This window comes from Streptomyces luomodiensis, assembly GCF_031679605.1.
GTDB classification, from domain to species: Bacteria; Actinomycetota; Actinomycetes; order Streptomycetales; family Streptomycetaceae; genus Streptomyces; species Streptomyces luomodiensis.
The window spans coordinates 8,899,120-8,922,095 of sequence record NZ_CP117522.1; the positions used below are offsets into that span (position 1 = coordinate 8,899,120).

A 22,976-nucleotide genomic window follows, 5' to 3' on the forward strand; every position below is an offset into this window, starting at 1 on the left:
GGCCCCACGGCCGGCGGTGGCCGGGGCGGCCGTCAGCGGGGGACCAGCCAGGGCCACTGCGGCAGCGGGCTGCCCGTCTCGATCAGCGACTTCAGATTGGACAGCACCGCGGCCCAGCCGTGGGCCGCGATGGCCCGCTCGGTCTCGTCCGGCAGGTTCTCATGGGTCACGGTCAGCCGGACGATGTCGCCGTGCGGCTCGATGTCGAAGGTGACCCGGGAAGGCTCGGCGGCGGCGGCCGCGTCGGGCAGGGCCCAGGTGGTCACCAGCCGGGTGGGCGGTGAGCTCGCCACGACCGTGCCGACGACGTCGGCGATACCGGAGCCGTCCGTCCGCCGGTGTTCCCACGCGGAGCCGGCCTGCCAGTCCGACACGTTGTGGTGGTCCCAGTACTCGGCCGTGAGGTCGGCGTCGGTCAGCGTGTGCCAGACCTTCTCCGCCGTGCCCTCGATATAGATGACGTACCTGAACGCCGGTCTGTCGGCCATCGCTTCCTCCGCTCGTCGTGCCGGGTGATGGTGTCGCGATTCCGCCCTACCGCCTGCGGATCGTGCCGCGGATGAACGCCGCCTGCCCCGCGTGTTGCAGATCGTCGGCGATCACGCTGATCAGCCGGACGCCGAGGCTCACCGGCGGTGTCCACCGCTCGTCCACGATCCGGTCCAGATCGTGGTCCCGCAGCCCGCGCACGAAGGCGAGTGTGTTCTCGTGCACCGCGTCGTAGTACCCGGTGAGCAGCTCGGCGTCCGCCCGCACCGCCGCCACGTCCTTGCTCCGGTGGCCGTAGCCGGTGGCCTCCGGCGGGAACGGCAGGCCGAACCGCTCGGCCCAGCCCTCGGACGTCCACAGCTGCTCGGTGCCGGCCGCGTCGGCGATGTGGTCGTCCTGGACCCGGGTCAGATGCCACACCAGCCAGGCGATCGAATTGGCCCCGCTGTCCAGCCGCACGGCCAGCTCGTCCGCCGAGAGCCCGGCCACGGCCGCGTGCACCTCCTCACCCACCCGCTCGAAGGCGTCGGCCAGCAGATCGGCGCTGTTCATTCGCGGCTCCCTCGCTCGTGGTTACCTCCCGGCCATGGTTTCACCCCGCGGCGCGGGCCGCGGGGTGCCGACTCGCCGGGAGGCGATTCACACGGGCGGGACGAGGGTGAAGTAGCGGTCGAGCACCGCATGGTCGCCCGTCACCTTCTCGAGCCGGTCCGCTGGGAGCCGCCGCCACAGGAACAGCGCCAGATCGGAGGCGGTCCCGGCCAGTTCGACAGCGCGGGACGCGTCGTCGGCGCCCTCGTCCGCCGCGCCCTCGTCCGCGGCGCCCGTGGTGAGCCGGACATCATCGCCGTCGAACCGGACCGTCCACAGCCCCGGACCGTCGGTCCGGCGGAACCGGAACCGCTCACCCGCGCCGGGAGGGGCCTCCCGCCACGCCCGCCGGGCCGGTGCCATCACCTCGAACGTCTGGGCCACGGCGTCCGCCGCGAGGTCGGGCTCGATCGGCCGGGCCGGTCCGCCGGCCGCCTGCTCGGCGTCCCAGCGGTGCAGGGCCGCCTCGATGGTCTGCATCCGCAGCCAGAATCCCGCCGTCCGCTCCGCCGACCAGGTCCACACCGCCGCGTCCGGGTCACCGCTCCTGAACAGCGCCTCGAGCCGGGCGGCCCCCTCGGCGAACCAGTCGACGAGGCCCACCGGCACCGGGCCGTGATGCGGTGCGCCGGTGAGCCCCGGCCAGCCCGTGCGGTCCTCGGGAAGGTCGAAGAGGGTGACGTCGGTGAGGTCCGGCTGCTGGGTGAGCCGCTCCCGGATCACACGGGCGATCAGCCGGTGCACCCCGCCCAGGTGCAGTACCAGATCCGACATCGTCCAGCCGGGGCAGGAGGGAATCAGTGGCGCGTCCGCCCCGTCGGCGGCGCCACGGGCCACCTGCTCGAACGCCACGATCTCACGATGGAAATGGGCTGAATAGTCCATGGCAGCACTCTGTCAGGTGGCTTCCGCGCTCGGCCAGTTGCTTTGTTTAATTCACCTGTTTTAAGGTGGCGTCGACAGCTCACGCGAACGATCCAGACCGGAGGCCACGGTGGCCGGCGCCCGCACTGTCCGCTCCGTCGAGACCCGCGAAGCCATCATGGCCGCGGCGGAACGGCTCTACGCCGAACACGGACTGGTCGCGGTGTCCAACCGGCAGATCAGCGAGGCGGCCGGGCAGGGCAATGTCGCCGCGGTCGGCTACCACTTCGGCACCAGGGCGGATCTGGTGCGCGCCATCATGCGCAAGCACTCCGATGCGATCGAGCGGATCCGGCAGCGGATGCTGGACGAGACCCGCGGCAGCCGGGAGGTCCGGGACTGGGTGGCCTGCCTGGTGCGGCCCGCCCCCGAGCACCTGGCCACCCTGGGCGTCCCCTCCTGGCACGCCCGGTTCGCCGTGCAGGTGCTGACCGACCCGGTACTGCGGGCGATCGTCACCGACGAGGCCCTCACCCGGGAGCCGCTGCGGGAAACCCTCCACGGCCTGGGCCGCTGCCTGGACGCCCTGCCCGCCGAGGTACGGGCCGAACGCGGCGACATGGCCCGCCAGTTGATCACGCACACCTGTGCCGAACGGGAGCGCGCCCTGGCCGAGGGGATCAGCACGCGCCAGCCGTCCTGGGACGACACGGCCGGTGCGCTGACCGACGCCATCACCGGTCTGCTCCTCGCCCCGGTCACCCCCCGTTCCCCAGCCAAGGAGACCCGGACATGAAGATCACCGTCGATGAGGCGAAGTGCTGCGGCGCGGGCCAGTGCGTGCTCCTCGCGCCCGAGGTGTTCGACCAGCGCGAGGAGGACGGCATCGTCGTCCTCCTCGACGCCGAGCCCGTCGAAGAGCGGCACGCCGCCGTCCGGGAGGCCGCGAGCATGTGCCCGGCCGCCGCGATCCGGCTGGGCGACACCGCGTGACCGCGCCGTCGGCCCGGCCGCCCCTGCCCGCGCGGGCGCTCGCCGCCCCCGCGTGACCGGCCCACGCCGACCGACCACCGGAGGAAGACCATGACCACCTCGCCCGTGGCCGACGACACGTCGGCCGAGATCCCCGACTTCCCCCAGCCGCGGGCCGCGGCCTGCCCCTTCGACCCGTCCCCGGAGCTGCGCGGGCTGGCGCGGCGGGGCCCGCTGACCCGGGTCCGGTCCTGGAACGACAGCACCCCCTGGGTGGTGACCGGCCACGCCGAGCAGAAGACGCTGCTCTCCGACCCCCGGCTGAGCGCCGACTTCTCCCACCCCGGCTTCCCGAGCCCCGTGCCCCACACGGGCGGCGAGCGGCAGGCCACCGACCTGAGCTTCGTCGGGATGGACGATCCGGAGCACGCCCGGCTGCGCCGCATGGTCAGCGGCGCCTTCACCATCAAGCGGGTGGAGGCGATGCGCCCCGTGGTGCGGGAGATGGTGGACGACTTCATCACCCGCATGCTGGCCGGGCCGAAACCGGCCGACCTGGTCCAGGCGCTCGCGCTGCCGCTGCCCTCGCTGGTGATCTCCGAGCTGCTCGGCGTCCCGTACGAGGACCACGAGTTCTTCCAGACCAACAGCAGGGTCCTGGTCTCCGCCGTGGCCACGCCCGAGGAGCGGCAGGCCGCGCACACCCTGCTGGGCGAGTACCTGGACCAGCTGGTGGGCGAGAAGCTCGGCAAGCCCGGCGAGGACCTGCTCTCCGGTCTCGGTGAGCGGATCAAGGCCGGAGAGCTCACCCGCCGTGAGGCGGTCGCGATGGGCGTGCTGCTGCTCCTCGGCGGACACGAGACCACCGCCAACATGATCACGATGGGCACGCTGCTACTGCTCCAGCACCCCGAACAGCTCGCCCGGGTCCGGGCGGCCGACGACCCCAAGGTGATCGCCTCCGCGGTGGAGGAACTCCTGCGTTACCTCAGCGTCGTCCACCTCGGACGCCGCCGCACGGCACTGGAGGACATCGAGATCGCCGGCCGGACCATCCGGGCCGGTGAGGGGGTGATCCTGCTGGGCGAGCTGGCCAACCGGGACCCGGCGGTCTTCCCCGACCCGGACCGGCTGGACATCGGCCGCGACGCCCGTCACCACCAGGCGTTCGGCGTGGGCACCCACCACTGTCTGGGCCAGCCGCTGGCCCGGATGGAGCTCCAGGTGGTCTACCCCACCCTCTTCCGGCGTGTCCCCACGCTGCGGATGGCGACGGATCTGTCGGACATCCCGTTCAAGTACGACGCGGTGATCTACGGGGTCTATGAACTCCCCGTCACCTGGTAGCGGTTCAGGCCGCGGGCGTCCGCAGCGGCGGAACGGCCGGGACCTGCGGCGCGGCGCCGATCTGCTCGGGCGTCATCATGAACTCCTCGGGATAGGCGTCGCGCCGGGTGCGCCGTGCGGGCTCGCTGGTGCGCCACATGTACAGGCAGCGCCCGCACTGGAGCACCTCCCAGACGCCGGGGACGGGGGAGGCGAAGATGTGCTCGATCGTCCGGTGGGCACAGCGCGGGCACAGGGTGGTGGTGTCGGACATCATGGTCCTTCCATGGAGTGGGGGAGCGGAGGCGGTCAGCGGGCGCCGGCGAGCTTCTGCAGCCGGGCCAGCCACTCGCCCGTCTCGGGCAGATCGCGCACCTGGGTGCCGTAGTTGCCGCGGTTGTCGGGGGCGACCGGGGTGGTGGCGTCGATGACGAGCTTGTCGGTGATACCGGGCGTGATGGCCTGCGGGGCCAGCTCCAGCACCGGCAGATTGGGGATCTGGACCAGATCGCCGGCCGGGTTCATCTTCGTGGACAGCGCCCACATCACCTGGGGCAGGTTGAACGGGTCCACGTCCTCGTCCACCACGATCACGGTGGTGGCGTAGCCGAGGCCGTGCGGGGTGGTCAGCACCCGCATGCCCACGGCCTTGGCGAAACCGCCGTAGCGCTTCTTGGTGGACACGATGACGACCAGGCCGTGGGTGTACATCGCGTTGACCGCCTGGACCTCGGGGAAGTCGCGGCGCAGCTGCTTGTACATCGGCACACAGGTGCTGGCGGCGATCAGGTAGTCCACCTCGGTCCACGGCATGCCGAGGTAGAGGTGCTCGAAGACCGGGTTGGTGCGGTACGAGATCCGGTCGATGCGGATGACGGGCATGTTGCGGCCGCCGGAGTAGTGGCCGGTGAACTCGCCGAACGGGCCCTCGATCTCCCGCTTGCGGCCCTCGATCACGCCCTCGATGACCACCTCCGAGCCCCACGGCACGGGCAGCCCGGTCAGCGGGGCCTTGGCGAGCGGCGTGGGCGCGCCGCGCAGGGCACCGGCCAGCTCGTACTCGTTCTGCTCGTACTCCATCGGGGTGGAGGCCACGATGGAGATCATCGGCTCGTTGCCGAGCGTGATGGCCACCGGCAGGTCCTCGCCCCGCTCCTCGGCGGTGTGCAGATGCTGGGCGATGTCGTGCACCGGCACCGGCTGGATGGCCAGTGTGCGCCGGCCCTTGACCTCGATGCGGTAGATGCCGACGTTCTGCTTGCCGCTGTGCTCGGGGTCGTCGGGGTCCTTGGAGACCACGGCCGCCTTGTCGATGTAGAAGCCGCCGTCGCCGTCGTTGAGCCGGATCAGCGGGAGCACCCGGAAGATGTCGGCGTCCTCGCCCTCCAGGGTGTTCTCGGCCCACAGCGGGTTCTCCCGCCACTCGGGGGCGACCGGGAAGGTGTCCCAGCGGCGGATGAACTCCTCGACCTGCTCCTTGGTGCCGGTCTCCTTGGGCAGGCCGAGCGCGAGCGCGTGATTGGCCCAGGAGCCGTGCACATTGAGCGCGATCCGCGCGTCGGTGAAGCCCTTGACGTTGTCGAAGTACAGGGCGGGGGCCTGGTCGCCCAGGCGCGGGGCGGCGTTCGCGGCGGCGGCGATGTCCGGCTCCGGCAGCACCTCGTCGGTGATGTGCAGCAGCTGACCCTCCTTCCGGAGGGCTTCGAGAAAGCCGCGGAAGTCGTCGTAGGCCATGGGGAACTCCAAATGCGGGGGTGCGGGAATCAGGCGGTGGTGGGCTTCGGGCCGCGGGCGGCACGCATGCCCTCCCACCGCTTGGCGGCGGGCGCGGGCAGGTCGAACTGGTCGAGCAGGCGTGCCGTGATGTGGTCGACGATGTCGTCCACCGACCGGGGGTGGTTGTAGAACGCGGGCATGGGCGGAACCATCCGCACGCCCATCCGGGAGAGCGCCAGCATGTTCTCCAGGTGGATTTCGCTGAGCGGGGTCTCCCTCGGTACGAGAACGAGCCTACGCCGCTCCTTGAGGACCACGTCCGCGGCGCGTCCCACCAGGCCGTCGGCGTATCCGGCGCGGATCCCGGCGAGCGTCTTCATCGAGCACGGCGCGATGATCATGCCGTCGGTGCGGAAGGAGCCGGAGGAGATGGTGGCGCCCTGGTCCTCGGGGGAGTGGGCCACATCGGCGAGCGCGGCCACCTCACGGGCGGACCGGCCGGTCTCCAGCTCGATCGTGGTGCGCGCCCAGCGGCTGAGCACCAGATGGGTCTCCACCTCGGGCAGTTCGGCCAGCCGCTCCAGCAGCCGGACGCCGAACACGGCACCCGTGGCTCCCGTCATGCCCACGATCAATCGCACACGCTCTCCCTTGGCTGCTGTCGGTGGCGGGGACGCGATGGACATGGGGACTCTTTCGGTCACCCGTTCATCGCAACGCACTCCACGCTAGATGCGGACCAGGCCACACCAGCCGTACACTGAGGACGCGCTATGGACAGAAACGGACACCGTGATGTCACCGAGGTTCCGTTCCGGCCCTCCGTGGGAGCCCCGCCGGGAGCGGTGGTCCTGGATTTCCCCGGGCTGGCCGCCCGCGCACACAGCCATGGCCTCGACGTCCGCGCCCCGATGCGGCTCGCCTTCCACCAGCTGATCACCGTGCGCTCCGGTGCGCTGCGCTGCTCGGTGGACTTCACCGAGCACGAGCTGACCGAGGGCGGCTGGATGTGGGTGCGCCCCGGGCAGATCCACCAGTTCCGCTCCGACCTCGACGCCGCAGAGGGCGCCGCCGTGCTCTTCCCGCCCGGCTATCTCGGCGCCGCCAGCGCGGTGGCCGCCCGGCTGGACCGGCCCGCGCCGCAGCACCCGCTGGTGGTCCCCGAGGGCGCCGCCGCGAGCGCCGTCCGCGGCGTCCTGGACCTGCTGGAGAACGAGTACCGGACGACGTCCGGGCCGCTGGAGGCGCATATCGAGGTGGTGCGCCACCTCGTCGCCGTCCTCGTGCTGCGGCTGGCCCATCTGCCCGGCGCCCCGAGCGGGGACACCACGGGCAGCGAGGCGTTCCGCCGCTTCCAGCAGGCCGTGGAGCGCGACTACACCCGCACCCACCGGGTCGAGGACTACGCGGCCCGGCTGGGCTACAGCGTCCGCACCCTCACCCGTGCCACCCGCGCCACCGCCGGATGCGGCGCCAAGCGGTTCATCGACGACCGGGTGCTGCTGGAGGCCAAGCGGCTGCTGGTGCACACCGATCTGTCCGCCACGGCCATCGGCGAGCGGCTCGGCTTCCCGGACGCCACCGTCTTCACCAAGTTCTTCCGGCGGCGCTCCGGCGAGACCCCGGCCGGTTTCCGCGCCCGCGCCTCGGGCGGCCGTCACTGACGGTCCGTACCGGCCGGGGAACGCCTCGCGCGTCCGCCCGGCGGGCAACCGCCGGACGGACGCGCGAGGCGGGGCCGGTGGCGGTGGGATCAGTCCGCCGAGAGCGCGGGGTCGCTCTTCCCCGCACGGCCGGTCTCCACATGTCCGGCCAGCCGGCGCAGATAGCCGCTGTCGTGGTCGGAGACCACCGACAGGTCGTACCACTGGTGGCTGTGCCCGGTGCGCGCGGTGTGCACCACCCGCGCGCCCGGCCGGAGCCGGTACTCCACCGGCTTCTCCCCGTGGTAGCCGTCCGTCACGGTGAGCCGCACCGTCGTGTCGCCGTCATGGGTGAGGGTCAGCCGGACCTGGCCGGTCGCGCGGTCGTGGCGGGCGCTCACCTCCGGGCCCTTGCCGGTGGCGTGGCCGGTGAAGTGGCGCAGGAAACCGGCCGGGCCGTGCACCTGGAGGTCATAGCCGCCCCGGTCGTCCGAGGAGCGCCGCCAGCTGCCGGACAGCCGCTTGCCGGCTTCGACGGTGTAGCCCCACGGGCCGCCCGCATGGCTCGCGGAGGTCACATGGAAGTGCGCCCCGGTCCCCTGTCCGTGGTTGCCGAAGTCGATCCGCACAGTGCCGTCGGCGGCGGTCACGGCATCGGCCGACAGGTCGTACGGCAGCGGCCTGGCCGGGCGCAGTCCGGACTCCTGCCGGGGCAGCGAGGGGTGTGCCGGGACCGCCGGCACGTAGTCGGGGTGCCGGTCGTTGTCCTTGGGGCGGTAGCCGCTGGTGTCCGGCAGGGCCGGGACCTTCACATCGGTCCGGGAGAAGTCGAAGGCCGCGGTCAGATCGCCGCACACCGCCCGCCGCCACGGCGAGATGTTCGGCTCCTGGACGCCGAAGCGCCGCTCGATGAGCCGGATGACCGAGGTGTGGTCCAGGGTCTGCGAGCACACCCAGCCGCCCTTGCTCCACGGCGAGACCACCAGCATCGGCACCCGCTGCCCCAGCCCGTACGGGCCCGCGGGCTGTGTGGCGGAGCCGGCGAACAGCTCCCCGGTGGTGTCCACGGTCGAACCGCCCCGCCCCGCGGCCGGCGCGTACGGCGGCACCACGTGGTCGAAGAAGCCGTCGTTCTCGTCGTAGGTGATCAGCAGTGCGGTCCTGCTCCACACCTCGGGGTCGGCGGTGAGCGCGTCCAGCACCTGCGCGATGTACCAGGCGCCGTAGTTGGCGGGCCAGTTGGGGTGCTCGGTGAAGGCTTCGGGCGCCGCGATCCAGGAGACCTGCGGCAGCTTTCCGGCCCGCACATCGGCCCGCAGGATGTCGAAGAGGCCGTCGCCGTTCTTGGCGTCGGTGCCGGTGCGGGCCTTGTCGTACAGCGGGTCGCCGGGCTTGGCGTCGCGGTACTGGTTGAAGTACAGCAGCGAGTTGTCGCCGTAGTTGCCGCGGTAGGCGTCCTCGATCCAGCCCCAGCCGCCGTCCGCGTCGAGGCCGTCGCCGATGTCCTGGTAGATCTTCCAGGAGACCCCGGCCCGCTCCAGGCGCTCGGGGTAGGTGGTCCACCCGTAGCCGGCCTCCGCGTTGTCCAGGACCGGGCCGCCGCCCTTGCCGTCGTTGCCGGTGTAACCGGACCACAGGTAGTAGCGGTTGGGGTCGGTGGAGCCGATGAACGAGCAGTGGTAGGCGTCGCAGATGGTGAAGGCATCGGCCAGCGCGTAGTGGAACGGGATGTCCTCACGGGTCAGATACGCCATGGTGGTGGCCGACTTCGCGGGCACCCACTTGTCGTAGGCGCCGTCGTTGAACGCGGCGTGGCCGTCGCCCCAGCCGTGCGGCAGGTCCTGGAGGAACTGGAGCCCGAGGTCGTTCACCTCGGGCCGGAACGGCAGGACGTCCTTGGTGCCGTCGGACTGGTGCCACACCGGTTTCCCGCCGGGCAGCCGCACCGGCCGCGGATCGCCGAATCCCCGGACCCCGCGCAGGGTGCCGAAGTAGTGGTCGAAGGAGCGGTTCTCCTGCATCAGCACCACGATGTGCTCGATGTCCCGCAGACTGCCGGTCCGGCGGTTGGCCGGAATCTCCGCGGCGCGCGCGATGCTGGCGGAGAGCAGGGACATCGCCGTGCCGGTGCCGGCCAGTTGCATGAATCTTCTGCGGTCTATGGAGGTCATGAAGGTCCGGTCTCCTGGGACGTTTCGATAAGGGAGCGAGGGGACCGGTGCAGTCTCTTGTGCCGGACCGGTACGGACAACGGCCCACGGGCGAAACGGCGGGAAAGCCTCCGTAAATTGTGGACGCGGGCGCTCGGACCCCGGCCGCGGGCGCTTCCGCGGGCCCGAACGGGCACGTCTGGAGCCGGAGCGCACAACGCCGCACCGGGGCACCCGCATTCACCGAGGGGAATTTCGTTTCAGGGTGCCGAGGGCGGGCACGCGACCTGTGTGCTTCGGACCGGAGGCACGCCACGGGAGCAGCCCGGCTGCGGAAGGCGTGTGACACGGTCGCCCGAGTTGTCCGTATCGCCGCCCTGTGGTGACACTGACGACAGCTCAAGGGAGACACCCATGACGCCCGTACGAGCACACCCCCGAGCACACTCCAAGCATGCGCACGACGACGCCCCCGACACCTCCGGGGAGTTCCGCCGGATCGCCGCCCTGCCGGACGGCTCGGAGAAGGAGGCCCTGCGGCAGGACGTCGTCCGGGCCTGGATGCCGATGGCCGAACGGATCGCCGCGCAGTTCCGCAACCGCGGTGAAACGCCCGAGGATCTGCGGCAGGTGGCCATGGTCGGCCTGGTCAAGGCGGTCAAGCGCTATGAGCCGGGCCGGGGCACGGCCTTCGAGAGCTACGCGGTGCCGACCGTGACCGGTGAGGTCAAGCGGCACTTCCGCGACCATATGTGGGGCCTGCACGTCCCGCGCCGCATCCAGGAGCTGCGCAACCGGGTCCGCACCGCCGTCCAGGAGCTGACCCGCTCCCCGGACGACCGCTCGCCCAGCGTGAGGGACGTCGCGCTGCACACCGGCCTGAGCGAGGAGGACGTCCTGCTGGGCATGGAGGCGCTCGAGAGCTTCCGGACGCTGTCGCTGGACGCGGAACTGCGCGGCGCGGACGACGGCTACACGCTGGTGGACACCCTCGGCTCCACCGAGCCCTCCTATGAGCGGGTGGTGCAGCGCGAAGCCCTCAAGCCGTGTCTGCGCAGGCTCCCCGACCGCGAGCGGGAGATCCTCTACCTGCGCTTCTTCTGCGACGAGACCCAGAGCCGGATCGCCGACCGGCTCGGCATCTCCCAGATGCACGTCTCCCGTCTGATCAGCCGCACCTGCGCCCGCCTGGGCGAGGAGGTCGGCGCGCGGGCCGCGTAACGCCCACTGCCCCGTGGGGCGGCCATGGAGCGGTGTGCGATCGTTGAGATATGCCCGGCACGGCGGTGACGCTGTTCCTCTGCGGCGATGTGATGCTCGCCCGTGGAGTCGACCAGATCCTGCCGCACCCCGGCGACCCGGAGCTCCACGAGCCCTACATCCGCGACTCCCGCGCCTATGTCGAGCTGGCCGAGGAGGCGAACGGCCCGATCCCGCGCCCGGTCGACTTCGCCTGGCCCTGGGGGGACGCCCTGGCGGTACTGGACGAGGAGGCACCCGATGTGCGGGTGCTCAACCTGGAGACGAGCATCACCCGCGGAGGTGAGTTCGCCCCGGGGAAGGACGTCCACTACCGGATGAGCCCGGACAACATCCCCTGTCTGACCGCGGTCCGGCCCGATGTCTGCGTCCTGGCCAACAACCATGTGCTCGACGGCGGCCGGCCCGGCCTCGACGAGACGCTCGACACGCTGGCCGCGGCCGGACTCACGGTGGCCGGAGCGGGCCGTGACGCGACCGCCGCGCGGCGCCCCGCCGCCGTCCCCGCCGGTGACCGGCACCGCGTCCTGGTGTTCGCGTTCGGCGCGGCCTCCAGCGGCATTCCGCGTGGCTGGGCCGCGACGGACAACCGGCCCGGAGTGGACTTCCTGCCCGATCTGTCGGACGCCCGCGCGGCCGCCATCACCGACCGGGTACGGCAGCTGAGCCGGCCCGGCGACATCGCCGTCGCCTCGGTCCACTGGGGCGGCAACTGGGGGTACGGCGTCCCACCGGACCAGATCCGCTTCGCCCACGCCCTGATCGACGGCGGGGTCGACCTCGTCCACGGCCACTCCTCCCACCACCCCCGCCCGCTCGAGGTGTACCGCGGCAAGCTCGTCCTCTACGGCTGCGGCGACGTGGTCGACGACTACGAGGGCATCGGCGGATACGAGCGGTACCGCGACGATCTGCGGCTGCTCTACTTCGCCGAGGTGGACCCGGACACCGGCCGCCTGGTGAACCTGCGCATGGTGCCCCTGCGGGCACGGCGGATGCGGCTGGAGCACCCCGGCCACGCGGACGCCGCATGGCTGGGCGACACCCTCGACCGGGTCGGGGCCGGCCTCGGCTCGCGTATCGACGTCCGGGACGACGACGTCCTCACCCTGCGCCGCCGCTGACCCCGCCGGGCCGGACCGTCCACGCCCGGCCGCACGGTGTCCGGCCACCCCGTTCAGATGATCTTCGAGCGCACCAGGCCACCCAGCACCAGCGCCCCGGGGATCAGCGGCAGCCACACCGTGATGAAGCGGTACGCCAGCACCGCCGACGTGGCCGAGTCGACCGCCGCCCCCGCCGCGACCAGCGCGATGACCAGCGCCGCGTCGACCGAGCCGATACCGCCGGGGGAGGGGACGACGGCGGCCACCGCCGTGGCGGCCAGATACGCGAGCATCACATGCGCCGGCCGCACCTGGAGCTCCAGCGCCAGACCGACCGCCACCAGCCCCGCCGCCTGGAGCAGGGGAAACGCCAGCGAACCACCCCACAGCGCCAGCGCCCTGGACGGCCGGGTGTGCAGCGAACGGGCGTCGGCCAGCGCGGTGCGCACGAACGTCGCCACCAGCCGCCGCACCGGACGGACCAGCGCCACCCCGGCCACCAGCGCCCCGGCCGCCGCCACCGCGCCGGCCACCACCCATCCGCTCACCGACGCCGGGAGCACCGGGCCCAGCCGCAGCGCCTGGGGAAACGCCATCAGCAGCACCAGCAGCAGCCCCACCCGGGTGGTGGCCTCCGCCAGGACGTACAGGGCGAGCGCGGCCGAGGAGCGGGCGGGCGGCAGCCCGCAGCCCGTCATGAACCGGATGTTGACCGCGCTCGCACCGATCCCCGACGGCAGCAGATGGTTGGCCGCCCCCGCGGCGAACTGGGCGGCGAACAGCCGCCTCGCCGGAAGCCGTTCCAGCACCGTGCCCTGCCGGGCGAAGGCCACCGCGACCCAGCCGAGCCCGGTCGTCGCCACCGCCGTCAGCAGCCAGTACGGATCGGCCGTGAGCGTCTGACGGGCGCCGGAGCCGATCAGCGACCGGTGCTGGACCACCCAGACACCCACGACGAGCAGCGGCAGCAGACACAGGATCCGGCGCAGCGGCAGCCGCCGGTGCCAGGGCCGGTGCCCGGCCCGCTCCGCGGACCGCTCCAGGGGCCGCCCCGTGGGGCGCGGCATCGTGTGTCGCATCGGTCCAGGCACTCCTTGTTCATGGGATACGCGCCGGATACGGCTCGTGGCTCGGCAGCCGCGCGGAATCCGCACCGCGCAGCGGGAGCGCGATCAGCAACCCGAGGCAGATCCACACATAGGCGTTGCTGCCGAGGAAGCCGTCCACCCCGGTGAAGTCGAACCGCCACAGCCACACCACACTGCTGCACAGGATGACGTACACCACCGCGCACACCGGCAGCAGCAGCCTGCGCCGGGCGGGTGGCGCGTCCGGCCGCAGCCCGCTGTCGACGAGCACCGCCAGGGCCGGGATCAGCCACACCAGATGGTGCACCCAGGTGATCGGGCTGATCAGACAGGCGGCGACGCCGGTCAGCGCGAAACCGGCCGGCTCGTCCCCGGCGGCCGCCGCGCGGCGCACCCGGTACGCCCAGACGGCCAGTACCACCAGCGCCCCGAGCCCCCACACGGCGCCGCTCGGCGGTACCGGATCGACCAGCCGGGCCAGCAGCCCTTCCCACGACTGGTTGGAGACGTAGCTGAGCACCCCGATCCGGTCGGTGTCCCACAGCGCCTCGGTCCAGTAGGTCCGGGAGGCCCCCGGCGCCACCGCCAGCGCGAGCAGGGTGGCGGCCGCGGCGGTGCCGGTGGCCGTCGCGGCGGCGCGCCGGCGCCCGGTGATCAGCAGATAGCCGATGAAGATCGCCGGGGTGAGCTTGACGGCGGCGGCCAGCCCGATGCCGCAGCCGGCGAACCGGCCGCGCCCGGTGGCCAGCAGCCGGGCGTCGAAGCACACCAGCACCAGCAGCAGCAGATTGACCTGCCCGAAGCTGAAGGTGTCCCGCACCGGCTCCAGCAGGACGAACAGACAGGCCGCCACCACGAAGGCGAACCACCTGGGCCAGCCGTGCCGGCCCACCATCGGGCCGATCAGCCAGGTCAGCAGGGTGGCCGAGGCGGCCACGTTGAGCACCATGCTGAGGGTGATCGCGGCCGGCCAGTCGAACAGGGCCATCGGCAGCATGCACAGCGCGGCGAAGGGCGGGTAGGTGAAGCCGTAGTCCGCCCCGTCCGCGCCGGGGATGGTGAAGTCGTAGATCCGGCCGTCCCGCAGCCAGTGCTCCACGGCCCCGTAGTAGACGTTCAGGTCGAACCAGTGCCGGTGCAGCGGTACGAAGGCCAGGAAGAGCGCCACCGCCCCGGTGAGGGTGAGCGCGAGCACCAGCCGTCCGCGTGGTGTGGTGGGCCCCGTCATGCCGAACGCCCCGATCGGGGGCCGCCGTGGACGGCGGAGAGCGCGGCGCCGGTGGCGAGTCCCGGTGCGTGCCGGGCGCACCACAGCGCGCACACCGCCAGCGCGCCCCCGCACACGGCGAACGTCAGCTGCCGTGGGTCCGGGGCGAACCCGCTGGGCAGCACGGCCAGCGCCAGCACCCCGCTGCCCGCCACCACCGCCTTGCGCACCGCTCCGCCCGGCCCGGCCGCCGCGATCACGAACAGTCCCCACAGGACGTACCAGGGCCGGATCGCCGGGCCCAGCACGGCCACCGCGATCAGGCTGAGCCCCAGTGCGTACACGGGCCGGGGGCGGGGCGGGCGCAGCCAGGCGGCCCCGATGGCCGCGGCGGTGGCCAGCAGCCCCAGTGCCTGCCAGGCGGGCCCGGCCAGCGGGGCCAGCCCGCTGCCGACGGCGTCCAGCAGGGCGCCGGTGGCGCGGCCGAGGGTGCTGGTCAGCGCCCAGTTGTCGGGTGTGGCCGGGGTGGTGAGCGCGGTGATCCAGCCGTAGCCGGTGCCGGTGACGGCCGTGGCCACCCCGGTGGTGGCCAGGGCCAGCGCGCCGGTGGCCGCCACGGCGCCGGCCCGGCGCCCGCGGCCCTCCACCCGGCGCGCCCACAGCGTGGCGACCGCCAGCAGCCCCAGCGCGGCCGGGGCCTTGACCAGGGCGGCGAGCGTGACCAGCACCGTGCCGCAGGCCGGCCACCGGCCCGTCGCGGCCACCAGTCCGGCACCGAGGAGCCCGAGCATCACGGCATCATTGTGCGCCCCGCCCACCAGATGCAGCAGCAGGAGCGGGTTGAGCGCGCCCAGCCACAGGGCGGCGCTCGGATCGGTGCCGCAGCGGCGGGCCAGCACGGGCAGCGCGAGAACCATCAGCGCCACCCCGAGCAGCGCGATCAGCCGCAGCCCGATCACCCCGAGGGAGGGCTGGGCGCTGGCGGCGTGGGCGACGGCGGATTCGAAGGCCAGCGAGACGGGGCCGTACGGCGCCGGGGTGTGCTGCCACACCGGTGCCACCTCGGCCGCCAGCGGCCCGCCGAGACGTACCGGGCCGTGGGTGTAGACGTCGATACGGGCGTGCACCATGGCGCCCTGGGCGAGATAGCTGTAGACGTCCCGGCTGAACAGCGGCGGTCCGGGCAGCAGGGGAGCCGCCCAGGTGACGAGCGTCAGCAGCAGGGAGCGGGGGCCGGGCGGCCGGGGTCCGCGCACCTCACGTCCCAGCAGCCACCACGCCGCGACCAGCAGCACCAGTCCGAAATACGTGCTGACCAGCCCGAGCGCGGCCCTGCCGGAGTCAGGGGTGAGGGCGTTCCCCACGGGCAGCGCTCCGGCGGTCGCCCCGCCCGCCGCCAGGGCCACCGACCCGGCGAGCCCGAGGAGCCGGCAGTGACGCGGGGCGAGGGCCACGCTGTGGGCGAGAGCGGTGGGAACACGACGGACCAGCACCCCGCCAGGGTGATCGGCGCGCATGGCCGGGAATTGGCCTCGCGGTCACCGGATACTGGCCGAGAGGTGTCGGTCGGCCAACACCGCGGGCGAGGGTGGTGCCACCGCCTTCCAGGGCACCCGGTCGACCACGAGTTGACGCAGTTCGCGCAGTTCGCGCGGGCTGTTCCAGCCGAGCACCCCGACCACCCGCCCCTGGTGGCCGTAGGCGACGACGAAGTGGCCGCCGTCGAGCTCGCCGTGGAGCACGGTGAGCTCGGCGTCGGCGGGGAAGATGCCGTACGCCTGGATATGGGCGTCGTACTGGTCGGTCCAGAAGTACGGCACGGGCGCGAACGGCCGGTTCTCGCCGAGGACGTTGCGGGCGACGGCCTGGGCCTGTTCGGTCGCGTTCAGCCGGTGTTCCAGCCGCATCCGGCAGCCGAAGTGGTTGTTGTGCCAGGAGGCGACGTCCCCGGCCGCGTAGACCCCGGGCGCGGCACAGCAGGTGGGATCGCATTCGACGCCGTTGCCCAGCCCCAGGCCGGAGCCGGCCAGCCAGCCGATCGCCGGGACGGAGCCGATCGCGACCACCACCACATCGGCGTCGAGCCGGGTGCCGTCGGTCAGCTCCAGACCGGTCACCCGGCCGCCGGACTCGAAGAACCGCCGCACCCCGGTGCCACAGCGCATGGACACGCCGTTCTCCGTGTGCAGCCGCCCGACCAGGGCGGCTATCCGGTCGCCGAACTGCCGCCGCATCGGCACCGGACGGGGGTCGATCATGGTGACGTCCAGCCGCATCCTGCGGGCCGCCGCCGCGGCCTCCGAGCCGAGGAAACCCGCCCCGACCACCGCCACCTTCACATCCGGCGCGCGGCGCAGATCGGCGCGCAGGGCCAGGGCGTCGTCGAGCGTGCGCAGCAGATGCACCCCGGCCAGATGGTGGGCGCCGGGCAGGCTGTTGGGGGTGACGCCGGTGGCGATGACCAGGGCGTCGTAGGAGACGCTGTCGCCGCCGTCCAGCATCACCCGGCGGGCGGTGGTGTCCAGGCCGGTGGCGGACCTGCCGAACAGCAGCCGCGCGTCGAGGTCGGACAGCTCCTCGTCGGTGCGCAGCTTGATCCGGTCCGGCTCCCAGGTGCCGGCCAGGATCTGCTTGGACAGCGGCGGCCGGTTGTAGGGGGTGTGCGGCTCGTCGCCGATCAGGGTGAGCCTTCCGCCGTACCCTTGGGCCCGCAGCGTGACGGCCGTGGTGAGCCCGGCGACCGAGGCGCCCACGACCACGACGTTCCGTGGTGTGCTCACGAGCCGGCCAGGGCCATGGCCAGGGCGCAGTTGTCCTGATGCAAGGTCAGCCGCATGAGCGTTCTCCGACAATGGGGGATCAACGGAAGGCAGTTACCAGACGAATGTTCGGTAACGGGCGGAACGGAGGCTAGTTCTCCTGCGTATCCAGCACAACACGCTCCGCACGAAGCTGGCCACGCCGTGAGACATATGAGTCTGGCAAGTGCGCCCCGCCAAGACCGGCCGGCCGGTCCGCCCGAACCGGCCGAACCACCAGGTCACACCCGGGTTCCCGGTCCGCGGGCCGGCTGGGTACGAGGCGGGGCATCAGCCCCTCACATGGCGGAAATACGCAGGTTACGAAAGTTCCCCCTTGCTCACGTACGGTCGAAGAGGCCCATGATTTCCACCTCACGGAGGATCCTTGCGCACGCTCACCGCACCGCCCGACTGGCTGACGCACCCCCTGCGCGGGATGCGGGCCCTGCGGGGCCCGGTGCCCTGGGCGGCGGTGGTCCGCGGGGCGCTCGGCGTGGGGCCGGTGGTGGCCGTCGGCGTCGCGTCGGGACACACCCCGTTCGGGGTGGTCGCCGGGCTGGGCGCGATGTTCGCCCACATCAACGACCGTCCCGCCACCCGCGCCACCCGCCCCGTGCGCATCGGCCTGCCCGCCCTCGCCGGCGCCGCCGGCCTGCTGACCGGGGCCTGGCTGGGCACCCTGGGCCTCGGGGCGTGGATCGCGCTCGCCCTCGCCGCCGTCGGACTGGTCTCCGGCGCGATCAGCGCCATCGGCCCGGTCAGCTCCTCCGCCGGGGTGCAGCTGATGGTGGCCGCCGTGGTCGGCGCGGGCATGCCCCTGCCGGTGCCGCCGCCGGTCCGGGCGGGCCTGCTGCTGCTCGGCGCCGCCTGGGTGCTCGCGATGGCCGCGCTGCTGCCCCGCGTCGTCCCGGCACGCCAGACCGCGCCCTCCGGGCAACGGGAGGCGGTGGCCGCCGTGTACGACGCCCTGGCCGACCTGATGACGGCGGTCGGCACCGACGGCGGCCAGGCCGCCCGGCGCCGGCTGACCGCCGCCTACGACGCCGCGTACGAGGCCCTCTACGCCCACCGGCTGCCACTGCACCGCCTCGACGCGGAGGAGCGGCGGCTGCGCGACCGGCTCGCGGTGGCCGGAGCGCTCAGCGAGGCCGTCCTGACCCTGCTGTGGGAGCACGCACCGGTGCCCGGCCGGATCGCGCGCACCCCCGCCCAACTGGCCCGCTCGGTACGGACCGGACTGCCACCGGGCCGGCTCCCCGCCCCCGTACCCGACACCGCGGGCAATGTGGCCATGCACCGGGCCGTGCTGCTCGCCGCCCGGGTCTTCGACGGCGAACCGGCGCCCGCCGTCGGCCCCGTGGTCCCCGGCCACCGGCAGCGGCTGCGCCGCGCGCTCGGCCCCGCGGGCCGGGAGTACGCCGCCCGGGTGGCCCTGTGCGTGGGCGTCAGCACCGCGCTGGCACAGGCACTGCCGGGCGCGCACTGGTACTGGCTCCCCGCCACCGCCGCCTTCCTGGTCAAGCCCGACATGGGCCCGCTGGTCTCCCGGGCCCTCTCCCGCGCGCTGGGCACCGCCGTGGGCGTGGCCGTCTTCGGCGGGCTCGCCACCCTGCTCGGCCCCGGCCAGGGCGTCGCCGGCAGCTGGCCGGTCGCCGTCGCCGCCGTCTGCTCCGCGCTGATCCCCGTCTCGGTACGCCACTTCGCCCTCCAGACCGCCGTGCTCACACCGCTGCTGCTCTCCCTCGTCTACCTCGGCGGCGACACCGACCCCGGGTTCGCCCGGCTCACCGACACGCTGCTGGCCTGCGCCGTGGTGCTGGCCGCCGGGGCGCTGCCCGGACTCGGCGGCCCGCGCGCCCAGGTGTCGGTGCGGCTGTCGCTCGCCGTCCGCGCCACCCGCGACCACCTCGACCGGGTGCTGACCGCCGAAGCGCCCTACGCCACCCGGCTGCGGCTGCGCCGCGAGGCGTACCGCGCACTGGCCGACGCCCGCCGCGCGGTGGAGGTGGCGAGCGCCGAACACCCGCCGTTCGGCCGGGACCTGGCGGCCTGGGCGCCGGTGGTCTTCGCCCTGGAGGAGATCGTGGACGCGGCCACGGCCTGCGGCGTACGGCTCGACCAGGGCGCCCCACAGCCCGAGCCCGCCCTCGCGGCCCGGCTGCGGGCCGCGCTGTCCGACCTGGCCGACGCCGTCGCCACCCGCCGCCCCCCGACGGACCTCGTGCTGCCCGTGGGGGCGGCGGTGGGGGACTGCGCGACCCTCGCGGATGTCACCGCCGGGCTGCGCAGGGCCCGCGAACTGGCGCCGAGCTGAGCCCGCGCACTGGCGGCCCGGCGGCGGATGGCACCGGTGCGCAGGGGGCACCCCGTCCTGCCGCGCACCGCACCCCGTCGGCGGTCGATGCGGGTCTCACCGGGGAGGCCGGGGAGGTCCGGGAAACGGGAGTGTGCCGTCGAGCCGGTGGACGGCTCGGTGTGCAGGGGGGCACCCTGTCCTGCCGCGCACCGCACCCCGTCGGCGGTCGATGCGGGTCTCACCGGGGAGGCCGGGGAGGTCCGGGAAACGGGAGTGTGCCGTCGAGCCGGTGGACGGCTCGGTGTGCAGGGGGGCACCCTGTCCTGCCGCGCACCGCACCCCGTCGGCGGTCGATGCGGGTCCCACCGGGGGGACCGGGGAGGTCCGGGAAACGGGAGTGTGCCGTCGAGCCGGTGGACGGCTCGGTGTGCAGGGGGGCACCCTGTCCTGCCGCGCACCGCACCCCGTCGGCGGTCGATGCGGGTCTCACCGGGGAGGCCCGGGAATCCGGAGTGTGCCGTCGAGCCGGTGGACGGTTCGGTGCGGGTGGGTGCGCGTAGGACCGCGCGACGGCGGAACGGGCGGTCGTCCCGCCCGCCGGAGTCACCTTCGGTATCGCCCCGTGCGTACCGTGCGCGCCGATGGGCCGGCGGGCGCCGTGCTCACCCGGTCCGCGGCGCCGTGCTCACTCGGTCCGCGGGGACCGGGCGGCGTGCCACAGGTGGTGCATGGCGTACGAGCGCCAGGGGCGCCAGCTCTCGGAGTCCTCCAGCCGCGCCCCGGCGCCGCGGGCCCCGGCCCGTACGGCGACATCCGACTCCAGCAGCACATCGGGGTCGCTCAGCGCCCGCATCCGGATGTAACCGGCCGTCCAGGGGCCGATGCCGGGCAGCTCCAGCAGCTCCTTCTCGGTCCGGTTGCGCTCGGCGCCGGCGTCCAGCCGGACCGTGCCGTCCGCGAGCGCGGTGGCGAGCGCGCGCAGCGTGCCGCGTCGGCTCTCGGGCATGCCGAGTTCGGTGAGCGGCGCCTGGGCCAGGTCCTCGGCGCGGGGGAAGAGATGGGTGAGCCCGCCGTCGGGCCGCGCCAGGGGCTTCCCGTACGCGGCGACCAGCGCGTCCCCCAGCACGCGCCCCGCCGCCACCGAGACCTGCTGGCCGAGCACGGCGCGGACGGCGAGTTCGCCGGGGTCGGCGGCGCCCGGGGCGCGCAGCCCCGGCCGCGCGGCCACCAGGGGCGCGAGCGCGGCATCGGCGCCGAGCCGCTCGGCGACCGCGTAGGGATCGGCGTCCAGGTCGAACAGGCGCCGGATCCGCTGAATGGCGGTGGTCAGATCACGCAGCTCGGTCAGGCGCAGCCGGCACTCCAGCCAGCCGTCCCCGGGCCGTTCGTCGATCTCGGCGACCGCGCAGGCGTGCGGCAGCCGCAGGGTGCGGCGGTAGGTCCGGGCGCCGGGGGCGCCCACCATCTCCTCCACACCGGTGAGGGTGCGCCGGGCGAGGTGGTCGAAGACCCCCGTGGTGTCGTACGGACCGCGGTAGGCGAGCCGCAGCGGTACCCCGGCCGTGCCGCCGACCGCCCCACCGCCGGCCCCCAGCACCCCGCCGGCCGTCGCCGCGGGCCCGGACCTGACGGACTTCTCCGGCCGGGCGGCGCGCAGTTCGGTGGGGGTGGCGGCGTAGATCTCGCGCAGGGTGTCGTTGAACTGCCGGACGCTGGAGAACCCGGCCGCGAACGCGATCTCCGAGGCCCGCAGGGCGGTGGTCTGCAACAGGATGCGCGCGGTGTGGGCGCGCTGGGCGCGGGCGAGCGCGACCGGTCCGGCGCCGAGCTCGGCCGTCAGCTGCCGCTGCACCTGCCGGGCGCTGTAGCCGAGCCGCGCCGCGAGCCCGGACACGCCCTCCCGGTCCACCACCCCGTCCCCGATCATCCGCATCGCGCGGCCGACGGCGTCCGCCCGCGCGTTCCACTCGGCGGAGCCGGGCACGGCGTCCGGGCGGCAGCGGCGGCAGGCCCGGAACCCCGCGCCCTGCGCGGCGGCCGAGGTCGGGAAGAACCGGACGTTCTTGCGCCGGGGCGTGGTCGCGGGGCAACTCGGCCGACAGTAGATCCCGGTCGTGGCGACACCGAAGAAGAACTCGCCGTCGAACCGCGCGTCACGGCTGCACACCGCCTGGTACCTGCTGTCCTCGCTCATCACACCCTCCACTGTGCGCCACCGCGGGGGAGTGTGCTGGCGGATATCGGACATGGCGTTCCCGACCTCGCTCTACGCGTCAGCAAAGGAACGGCCGCCAGCTGAGCGCCACGCTTCCGGCGGTAGGATGCGGACCATGAGGCACCGTGCAGACAGCGCTCGACCAGCACGTTCGCTCCGCTCCCGCGGGCAGGTGGGCTGAGATGGCGGGCCTGCGCGCGGCCCAGAAGGAGATGACCCGCAAGCTCCTGCTGTCGACGGCGCTGGAGCTGTTCAAGACCAAGGGCTACGCCGCGACGACCGTGGACGACATCGCGTCCGCGGCGGGCACCACCCGGGTCACCTTCTACGCGTACTTCCCGTCCCGCAGCGATCTGATGAAGGCGCTGATCGGCGAGTTGAACGAGGCGCTGGAGCGCATCGACTCCCCGGCGCACGGCTCCACCGCGCGGGACCTGGTCTCGGTGGTCGACGACGGCAGCCGTGAGGCGATCGCCGGGTGGCTGACGACCATCGCCGGCCGCTGGGACACCGTACGGCCCTACCTCAACGCCGCCTTCGAGGCGGCGGCGGTCGACCCCGAGCTGCGCGGGCTGGTGGACGCCTGGTTCGAGGAGACCATCAGCGACATCGAGGACGGCCTCGACCGGGCGGGACGCTTCGACCCGGCGAGCCGGCACCTGCGCGGCGTGCTGGCGATGGCGCAACTCGACTACGTGGCGCGCAACTGGACACCGGGACGCTGGGACAACGACCGGGAGCAGCTGGTGAACACCCTGGCCGAGAGCTGGGCGGGACTGCTCGGCAAGAACCCGCCCGGCGCCTGACGCCGCACACCGGCCACCCCTCCCGGCCACCCCTCCGGCCGCCCCAGCGTGATGGTGACGTGAGAGATCACGTGTGGCTCCGTTGGGTCGTTCCTCGTGCGGGGGTGGTGGGGCCCGGCCGTCTGCCACGGGGGAGACACGGCGACCGGGGCCCAGGGACCGTCCGCCCGGCCCTACGGGGTGGGCACGGAACGGACGGCCGTCTCAGGGGCGCCAGAAGCGGTGGGTGGCGTTCTCCTCACGGTGGCGGGGGCACTGACACGGCGGCCACGCCTGCCCCAACGCGTACGGGTTGACGTCCTCCCCGACGACAACGCCCACCAACGCTCGCCGCGCGATCACGATGCCGTCGCGCGCCATGGTGTAGACGCGCATCGTCATACGGGGCCGCTCCGGCTCGGCGTCGGCGATCACCGGCCCGCCCCCTCAACCGGCGCGAGGAGTTG

General features: G+C 73.5%; 20 protein-coding genes and 1 pseudogene. 8 read left to right on the plus strand and 13 right to left on the minus strand.

The window, feature by feature from the left end; all coding sequences use genetic code 11:
* Positions 1-32: 32 nt before the first annotated feature.
* From PS467_RS37410 to PS467_RS37420, 3 genes and pseudogenes are all read right to left on the minus strand, one after another.
* A pseudogene (locus tag PS467_RS37410) lies at positions 33-506 on the minus strand (SRPBCC family protein); the annotation flags it as partial.
* A gap of 28 nt (positions 507-534) precedes the next feature.
* Positions 535-1,041: a mycothiol transferase gene (locus tag PS467_RS37415; RefSeq protein WP_268976107.1), complete on the minus strand. Its 507-nt coding sequence runs from the start codon at positions 1,039-1,041 to the stop codon at positions 535-537.
* 87 nt (positions 1,042-1,128) lie between these two features.
* Complete coding sequence (locus PS467_RS37420; RefSeq protein ID WP_311038969.1) at positions 1,129-1,965, minus strand: maleylpyruvate isomerase family mycothiol-dependent enzyme; 837 nt, start codon at positions 1,963-1,965, stop codon at positions 1,129-1,131.
* A gap of 157 nt (positions 1,966-2,122) precedes the next feature.
* Between PS467_RS37420 and PS467_RS37425 the strand changes: the two genes are divergently transcribed.
* From PS467_RS37425 to PS467_RS37435, 3 genes are all read left to right on the plus strand, one after another.
* A complete protein-coding gene (locus PS467_RS37425; protein WP_311040081.1) occupies positions 2,123-2,740 on the plus strand; it encodes a TetR/AcrR family transcriptional regulator in 618 nt (205 codons plus the stop codon).
* Complete coding sequence (locus PS467_RS37430) at positions 2,737-2,937, plus strand: ferredoxin (protein WP_311038970.1); 201 nt, start codon at positions 2,737-2,739, stop codon at positions 2,935-2,937. The genes PS467_RS37425 and PS467_RS37430 overlap by 4 nt, the downstream gene beginning before the upstream one ends.
* A 90-nt stretch (positions 2,938-3,027) precedes the next feature.
* Positions 3,028-4,263 carry a cytochrome P450 gene (locus PS467_RS37435; protein ID WP_311038971.1) on the plus strand — a complete coding sequence of 412 codons (1,236 nt, stop codon included), beginning with the start codon at positions 3,028-3,030 and terminating at the stop codon, positions 4,261-4,263.
* A gap of 4 nt (positions 4,264-4,267) precedes the next feature.
* Here the strand turns inward: PS467_RS37435 and PS467_RS37440 are convergent, their stop codons facing one another.
* From PS467_RS37440 to PS467_RS37450, 3 genes are read right to left on the minus strand one after another with little or no spacing between them, the layout of a single operon-like run.
* Positions 4,268-4,516 carry a non-oxidative hydroxyarylic acid decarboxylases subunit D gene (locus tag PS467_RS37440; RefSeq protein ID WP_311038972.1) on the minus strand — a complete coding sequence of 83 codons (249 nt, stop codon included), beginning with the start codon at positions 4,514-4,516 and terminating at the stop codon, positions 4,268-4,270.
* A 35-nt stretch (positions 4,517-4,551) separates the two neighbouring features.
* Complete coding sequence (locus PS467_RS37445; RefSeq protein ID WP_311038973.1) at positions 4,552-5,976, minus strand: non-oxidative hydroxyarylic acid decarboxylases subunit C; 1,425 nt, start codon at positions 5,974-5,976, stop codon at positions 4,552-4,554.
* Positions 5,977-6,005: 29 nt separating this feature from the next.
* A complete protein-coding gene (locus PS467_RS37450) occupies positions 6,006-6,599 on the minus strand; it encodes a non-oxidative hydroxyarylic acid decarboxylases subunit B (protein ID WP_311038974.1) in 594 nt (197 codons plus the stop codon).
* Positions 6,600-6,731: 132 nt separating this feature from the next.
* On the opposite strand from PS467_RS37450, the gene PS467_RS37455 reads away from it, so the two are divergent.
* Positions 6,732-7,622: a helix-turn-helix transcriptional regulator gene (locus PS467_RS37455; protein ID WP_311038975.1), complete on the plus strand. Its 891-nt coding sequence runs from the start codon at positions 6,732-6,734 to the stop codon at positions 7,620-7,622.
* 89 nt (positions 7,623-7,711) lie between these two features.
* Here the strand turns inward: PS467_RS37455 and PS467_RS37460 are convergent, their stop codons facing one another.
* On the minus strand, positions 7,712-9,772 hold the full coding sequence (locus PS467_RS37460) for a phosphocholine-specific phospholipase C (protein ID WP_311038976.1): 2,061 nt from the start codon (positions 9,770-9,772) through the stop codon (positions 7,712-7,714).
* A gap of 393 nt (positions 9,773-10,165) precedes the next feature.
* Between PS467_RS37460 and PS467_RS37465 the strand changes: the two genes are divergently transcribed.
* On the plus strand, positions 10,166-10,972 hold the full coding sequence (locus PS467_RS37465; protein WP_311038977.1) for a SigB/SigF/SigG family RNA polymerase sigma factor: 807 nt from the start codon (positions 10,166-10,168) through the stop codon (positions 10,970-10,972).
* Positions 10,973-11,022: 50 nt separating this feature from the next.
* On the plus strand, positions 11,023-12,135 hold the full coding sequence (locus PS467_RS37470; protein ID WP_311038978.1) for a CapA family protein: 1,113 nt from the start codon (positions 11,023-11,025) through the stop codon (positions 12,133-12,135).
* Between the two features lie 53 nt (positions 12,136-12,188).
* Here PS467_RS37470 and PS467_RS37475 read toward each other — a convergent pair whose 3' ends face one another.
* From PS467_RS37475 to PS467_RS37490, 4 genes are read right to left on the minus strand one after another with little or no spacing between them, the layout of a single operon-like run.
* Positions 12,189-13,196: a lysylphosphatidylglycerol synthase transmembrane domain-containing protein gene (locus tag PS467_RS37475; RefSeq protein WP_311038979.1), complete on the minus strand. Its 1,008-nt coding sequence runs from the start codon at positions 13,194-13,196 to the stop codon at positions 12,189-12,191.
* Positions 13,197-13,215: 19 nt separating this feature from the next.
* Positions 13,216-14,433 carry a glycosyltransferase 87 family protein gene (locus PS467_RS37480; RefSeq protein WP_311038980.1) on the minus strand — a complete coding sequence of 406 codons (1,218 nt, stop codon included), beginning with the start codon at positions 14,431-14,433 and terminating at the stop codon, positions 13,216-13,218.
* Positions 14,430-15,905, minus strand: coding sequence for a polyprenol phosphomannose-dependent alpha 1,6 mannosyltransferase MptB (mptB, locus tag PS467_RS37485; protein WP_311038981.1), 1,476 nt, complete (start codon positions 15,903-15,905; stop codon positions 14,430-14,432). The genes PS467_RS37480 and mptB overlap by 4 nt, the downstream gene beginning before the upstream one ends.
* 45 nt (positions 15,906-15,950) lie before the next feature.
* Positions 15,951-17,192 (minus strand): NAD(P)/FAD-dependent oxidoreductase, encoded by a 1,242-nt coding sequence (locus PS467_RS37490; RefSeq protein ID WP_311038982.1) that lies wholly within the window; start codon positions 17,190-17,192, stop codon positions 15,951-15,953.
* 406 nt (positions 17,193-17,598) lie between these two features.
* Between PS467_RS37490 and PS467_RS37495 the strand changes: the two genes are divergently transcribed.
* Positions 17,599-19,527 carry an FUSC family protein gene (locus PS467_RS37495; RefSeq protein WP_311038983.1) on the plus strand — a complete coding sequence of 643 codons (1,929 nt, stop codon included), beginning with the start codon at positions 17,599-17,601 and terminating at the stop codon, positions 19,525-19,527.
* Positions 19,528-20,194: 667 nt separating this feature from the next.
* Here PS467_RS37495 and PS467_RS37500 read toward each other — a convergent pair.
* Positions 20,195-21,703, minus strand: a complete 1,509-nt coding sequence (locus tag PS467_RS37500) for an AlkA N-terminal domain-containing protein (protein WP_311038984.1) — start codon at positions 21,701-21,703, stop codon at positions 20,195-20,197.
* Between the two features lie 203 nt (positions 21,704-21,906).
* Between PS467_RS37500 and PS467_RS37505 the strand changes: the two genes are divergently transcribed.
* Positions 21,907-22,530, plus strand: coding sequence for a TetR/AcrR family transcriptional regulator (locus PS467_RS37505; protein WP_268976124.1), 624 nt, complete (start codon positions 21,907-21,909; stop codon positions 22,528-22,530).
* 204 nt (positions 22,531-22,734) lie between these two features.
* On the opposite strand, the gene PS467_RS37510 is transcribed toward PS467_RS37505, so the two are convergent.
* Positions 22,735-22,944, minus strand: coding sequence for a hypothetical protein (locus PS467_RS37510; protein WP_311038985.1), 210 nt, complete (start codon positions 22,942-22,944; stop codon positions 22,735-22,737).
* Between the last annotated feature and the right edge of the window lie 32 nt (positions 22,945-22,976).

Bases quoted from the DNA above. Each gene is read 5' to 3' on its own strand.
- PS467_RS37415 (WP_268976107.1), bottom strand. From the start codon at position 1,041: ATGAACAGCGCCGATCTGCTGGCCGACGCCTTCGAGCGGGTGGGTGAG.
- PS467_RS37420 (WP_311038969.1), bottom strand. From the start codon at position 1,965: ATGGACTATTCAGCCCATTTCCATCGTGAGATCGTGGCGTTCGAGCAG.
- PS467_RS37425 (WP_311040081.1), top strand. From the start codon at position 2,123: ATGGCCGCGGCGGAACGGCTCTACGCCGAACACGGACTGGTCGCGGTG.
- PS467_RS37430 (WP_311038970.1), top strand. From the start codon at position 2,737: ATGAAGATCACCGTCGATGAGGCGAAGTGCTGCGGCGCGGGCCAGTGC.
- PS467_RS37435 (WP_311038971.1), top strand. From the start codon at position 3,028: ATGACCACCTCGCCCGTGGCCGACGACACGTCGGCCGAGATCCCCGAC.
- PS467_RS37440 (WP_311038972.1), bottom strand. From the start codon at position 4,516: ATGTCCGACACCACCACCCTGTGCCCGCGCTGTGCCCACCGGACGATC.
- PS467_RS37445 (WP_311038973.1), bottom strand. From the start codon at position 5,976: ATGGCCTACGACGACTTCCGCGGCTTTCTCGAAGCCCTCCGGAAGGAG.
- PS467_RS37455 (WP_311038975.1), top strand. From the start codon at position 6,732: ATGGACAGAAACGGACACCGTGATGTCACCGAGGTTCCGTTCCGGCCC.
- PS467_RS37460 (WP_311038976.1), bottom strand. From the start codon at position 9,772: ATGACCTCCATAGACCGCAGAAGATTCATGCAACTGGCCGGCACCGGC.
- PS467_RS37465 (WP_311038977.1), top strand. From the start codon at position 10,166: ATGACGCCCGTACGAGCACACCCCCGAGCACACTCCAAGCATGCGCAC.
- PS467_RS37470 (WP_311038978.1), top strand. From the start codon at position 11,023: ATGCCCGGCACGGCGGTGACGCTGTTCCTCTGCGGCGATGTGATGCTC.
- PS467_RS37475 (WP_311038979.1), bottom strand. From the start codon at position 13,196: ATGCGACACACGATGCCGCGCCCCACGGGGCGGCCCCTGGAGCGGTCC.
- PS467_RS37480 (WP_311038980.1), bottom strand. From the start codon at position 14,433: ATGACGGGGCCCACCACACCACGCGGACGGCTGGTGCTCGCGCTCACC.
- PS467_RS37500 (WP_311038984.1), bottom strand. From the start codon at position 21,703: ATGAGCGAGGACAGCAGGTACCAGGCGGTGTGCAGCCGTGACGCGCGG.
- PS467_RS37505 (WP_268976124.1), top strand. From the start codon at position 21,907: ATGGCGGGCCTGCGCGCGGCCCAGAAGGAGATGACCCGCAAGCTCCTG.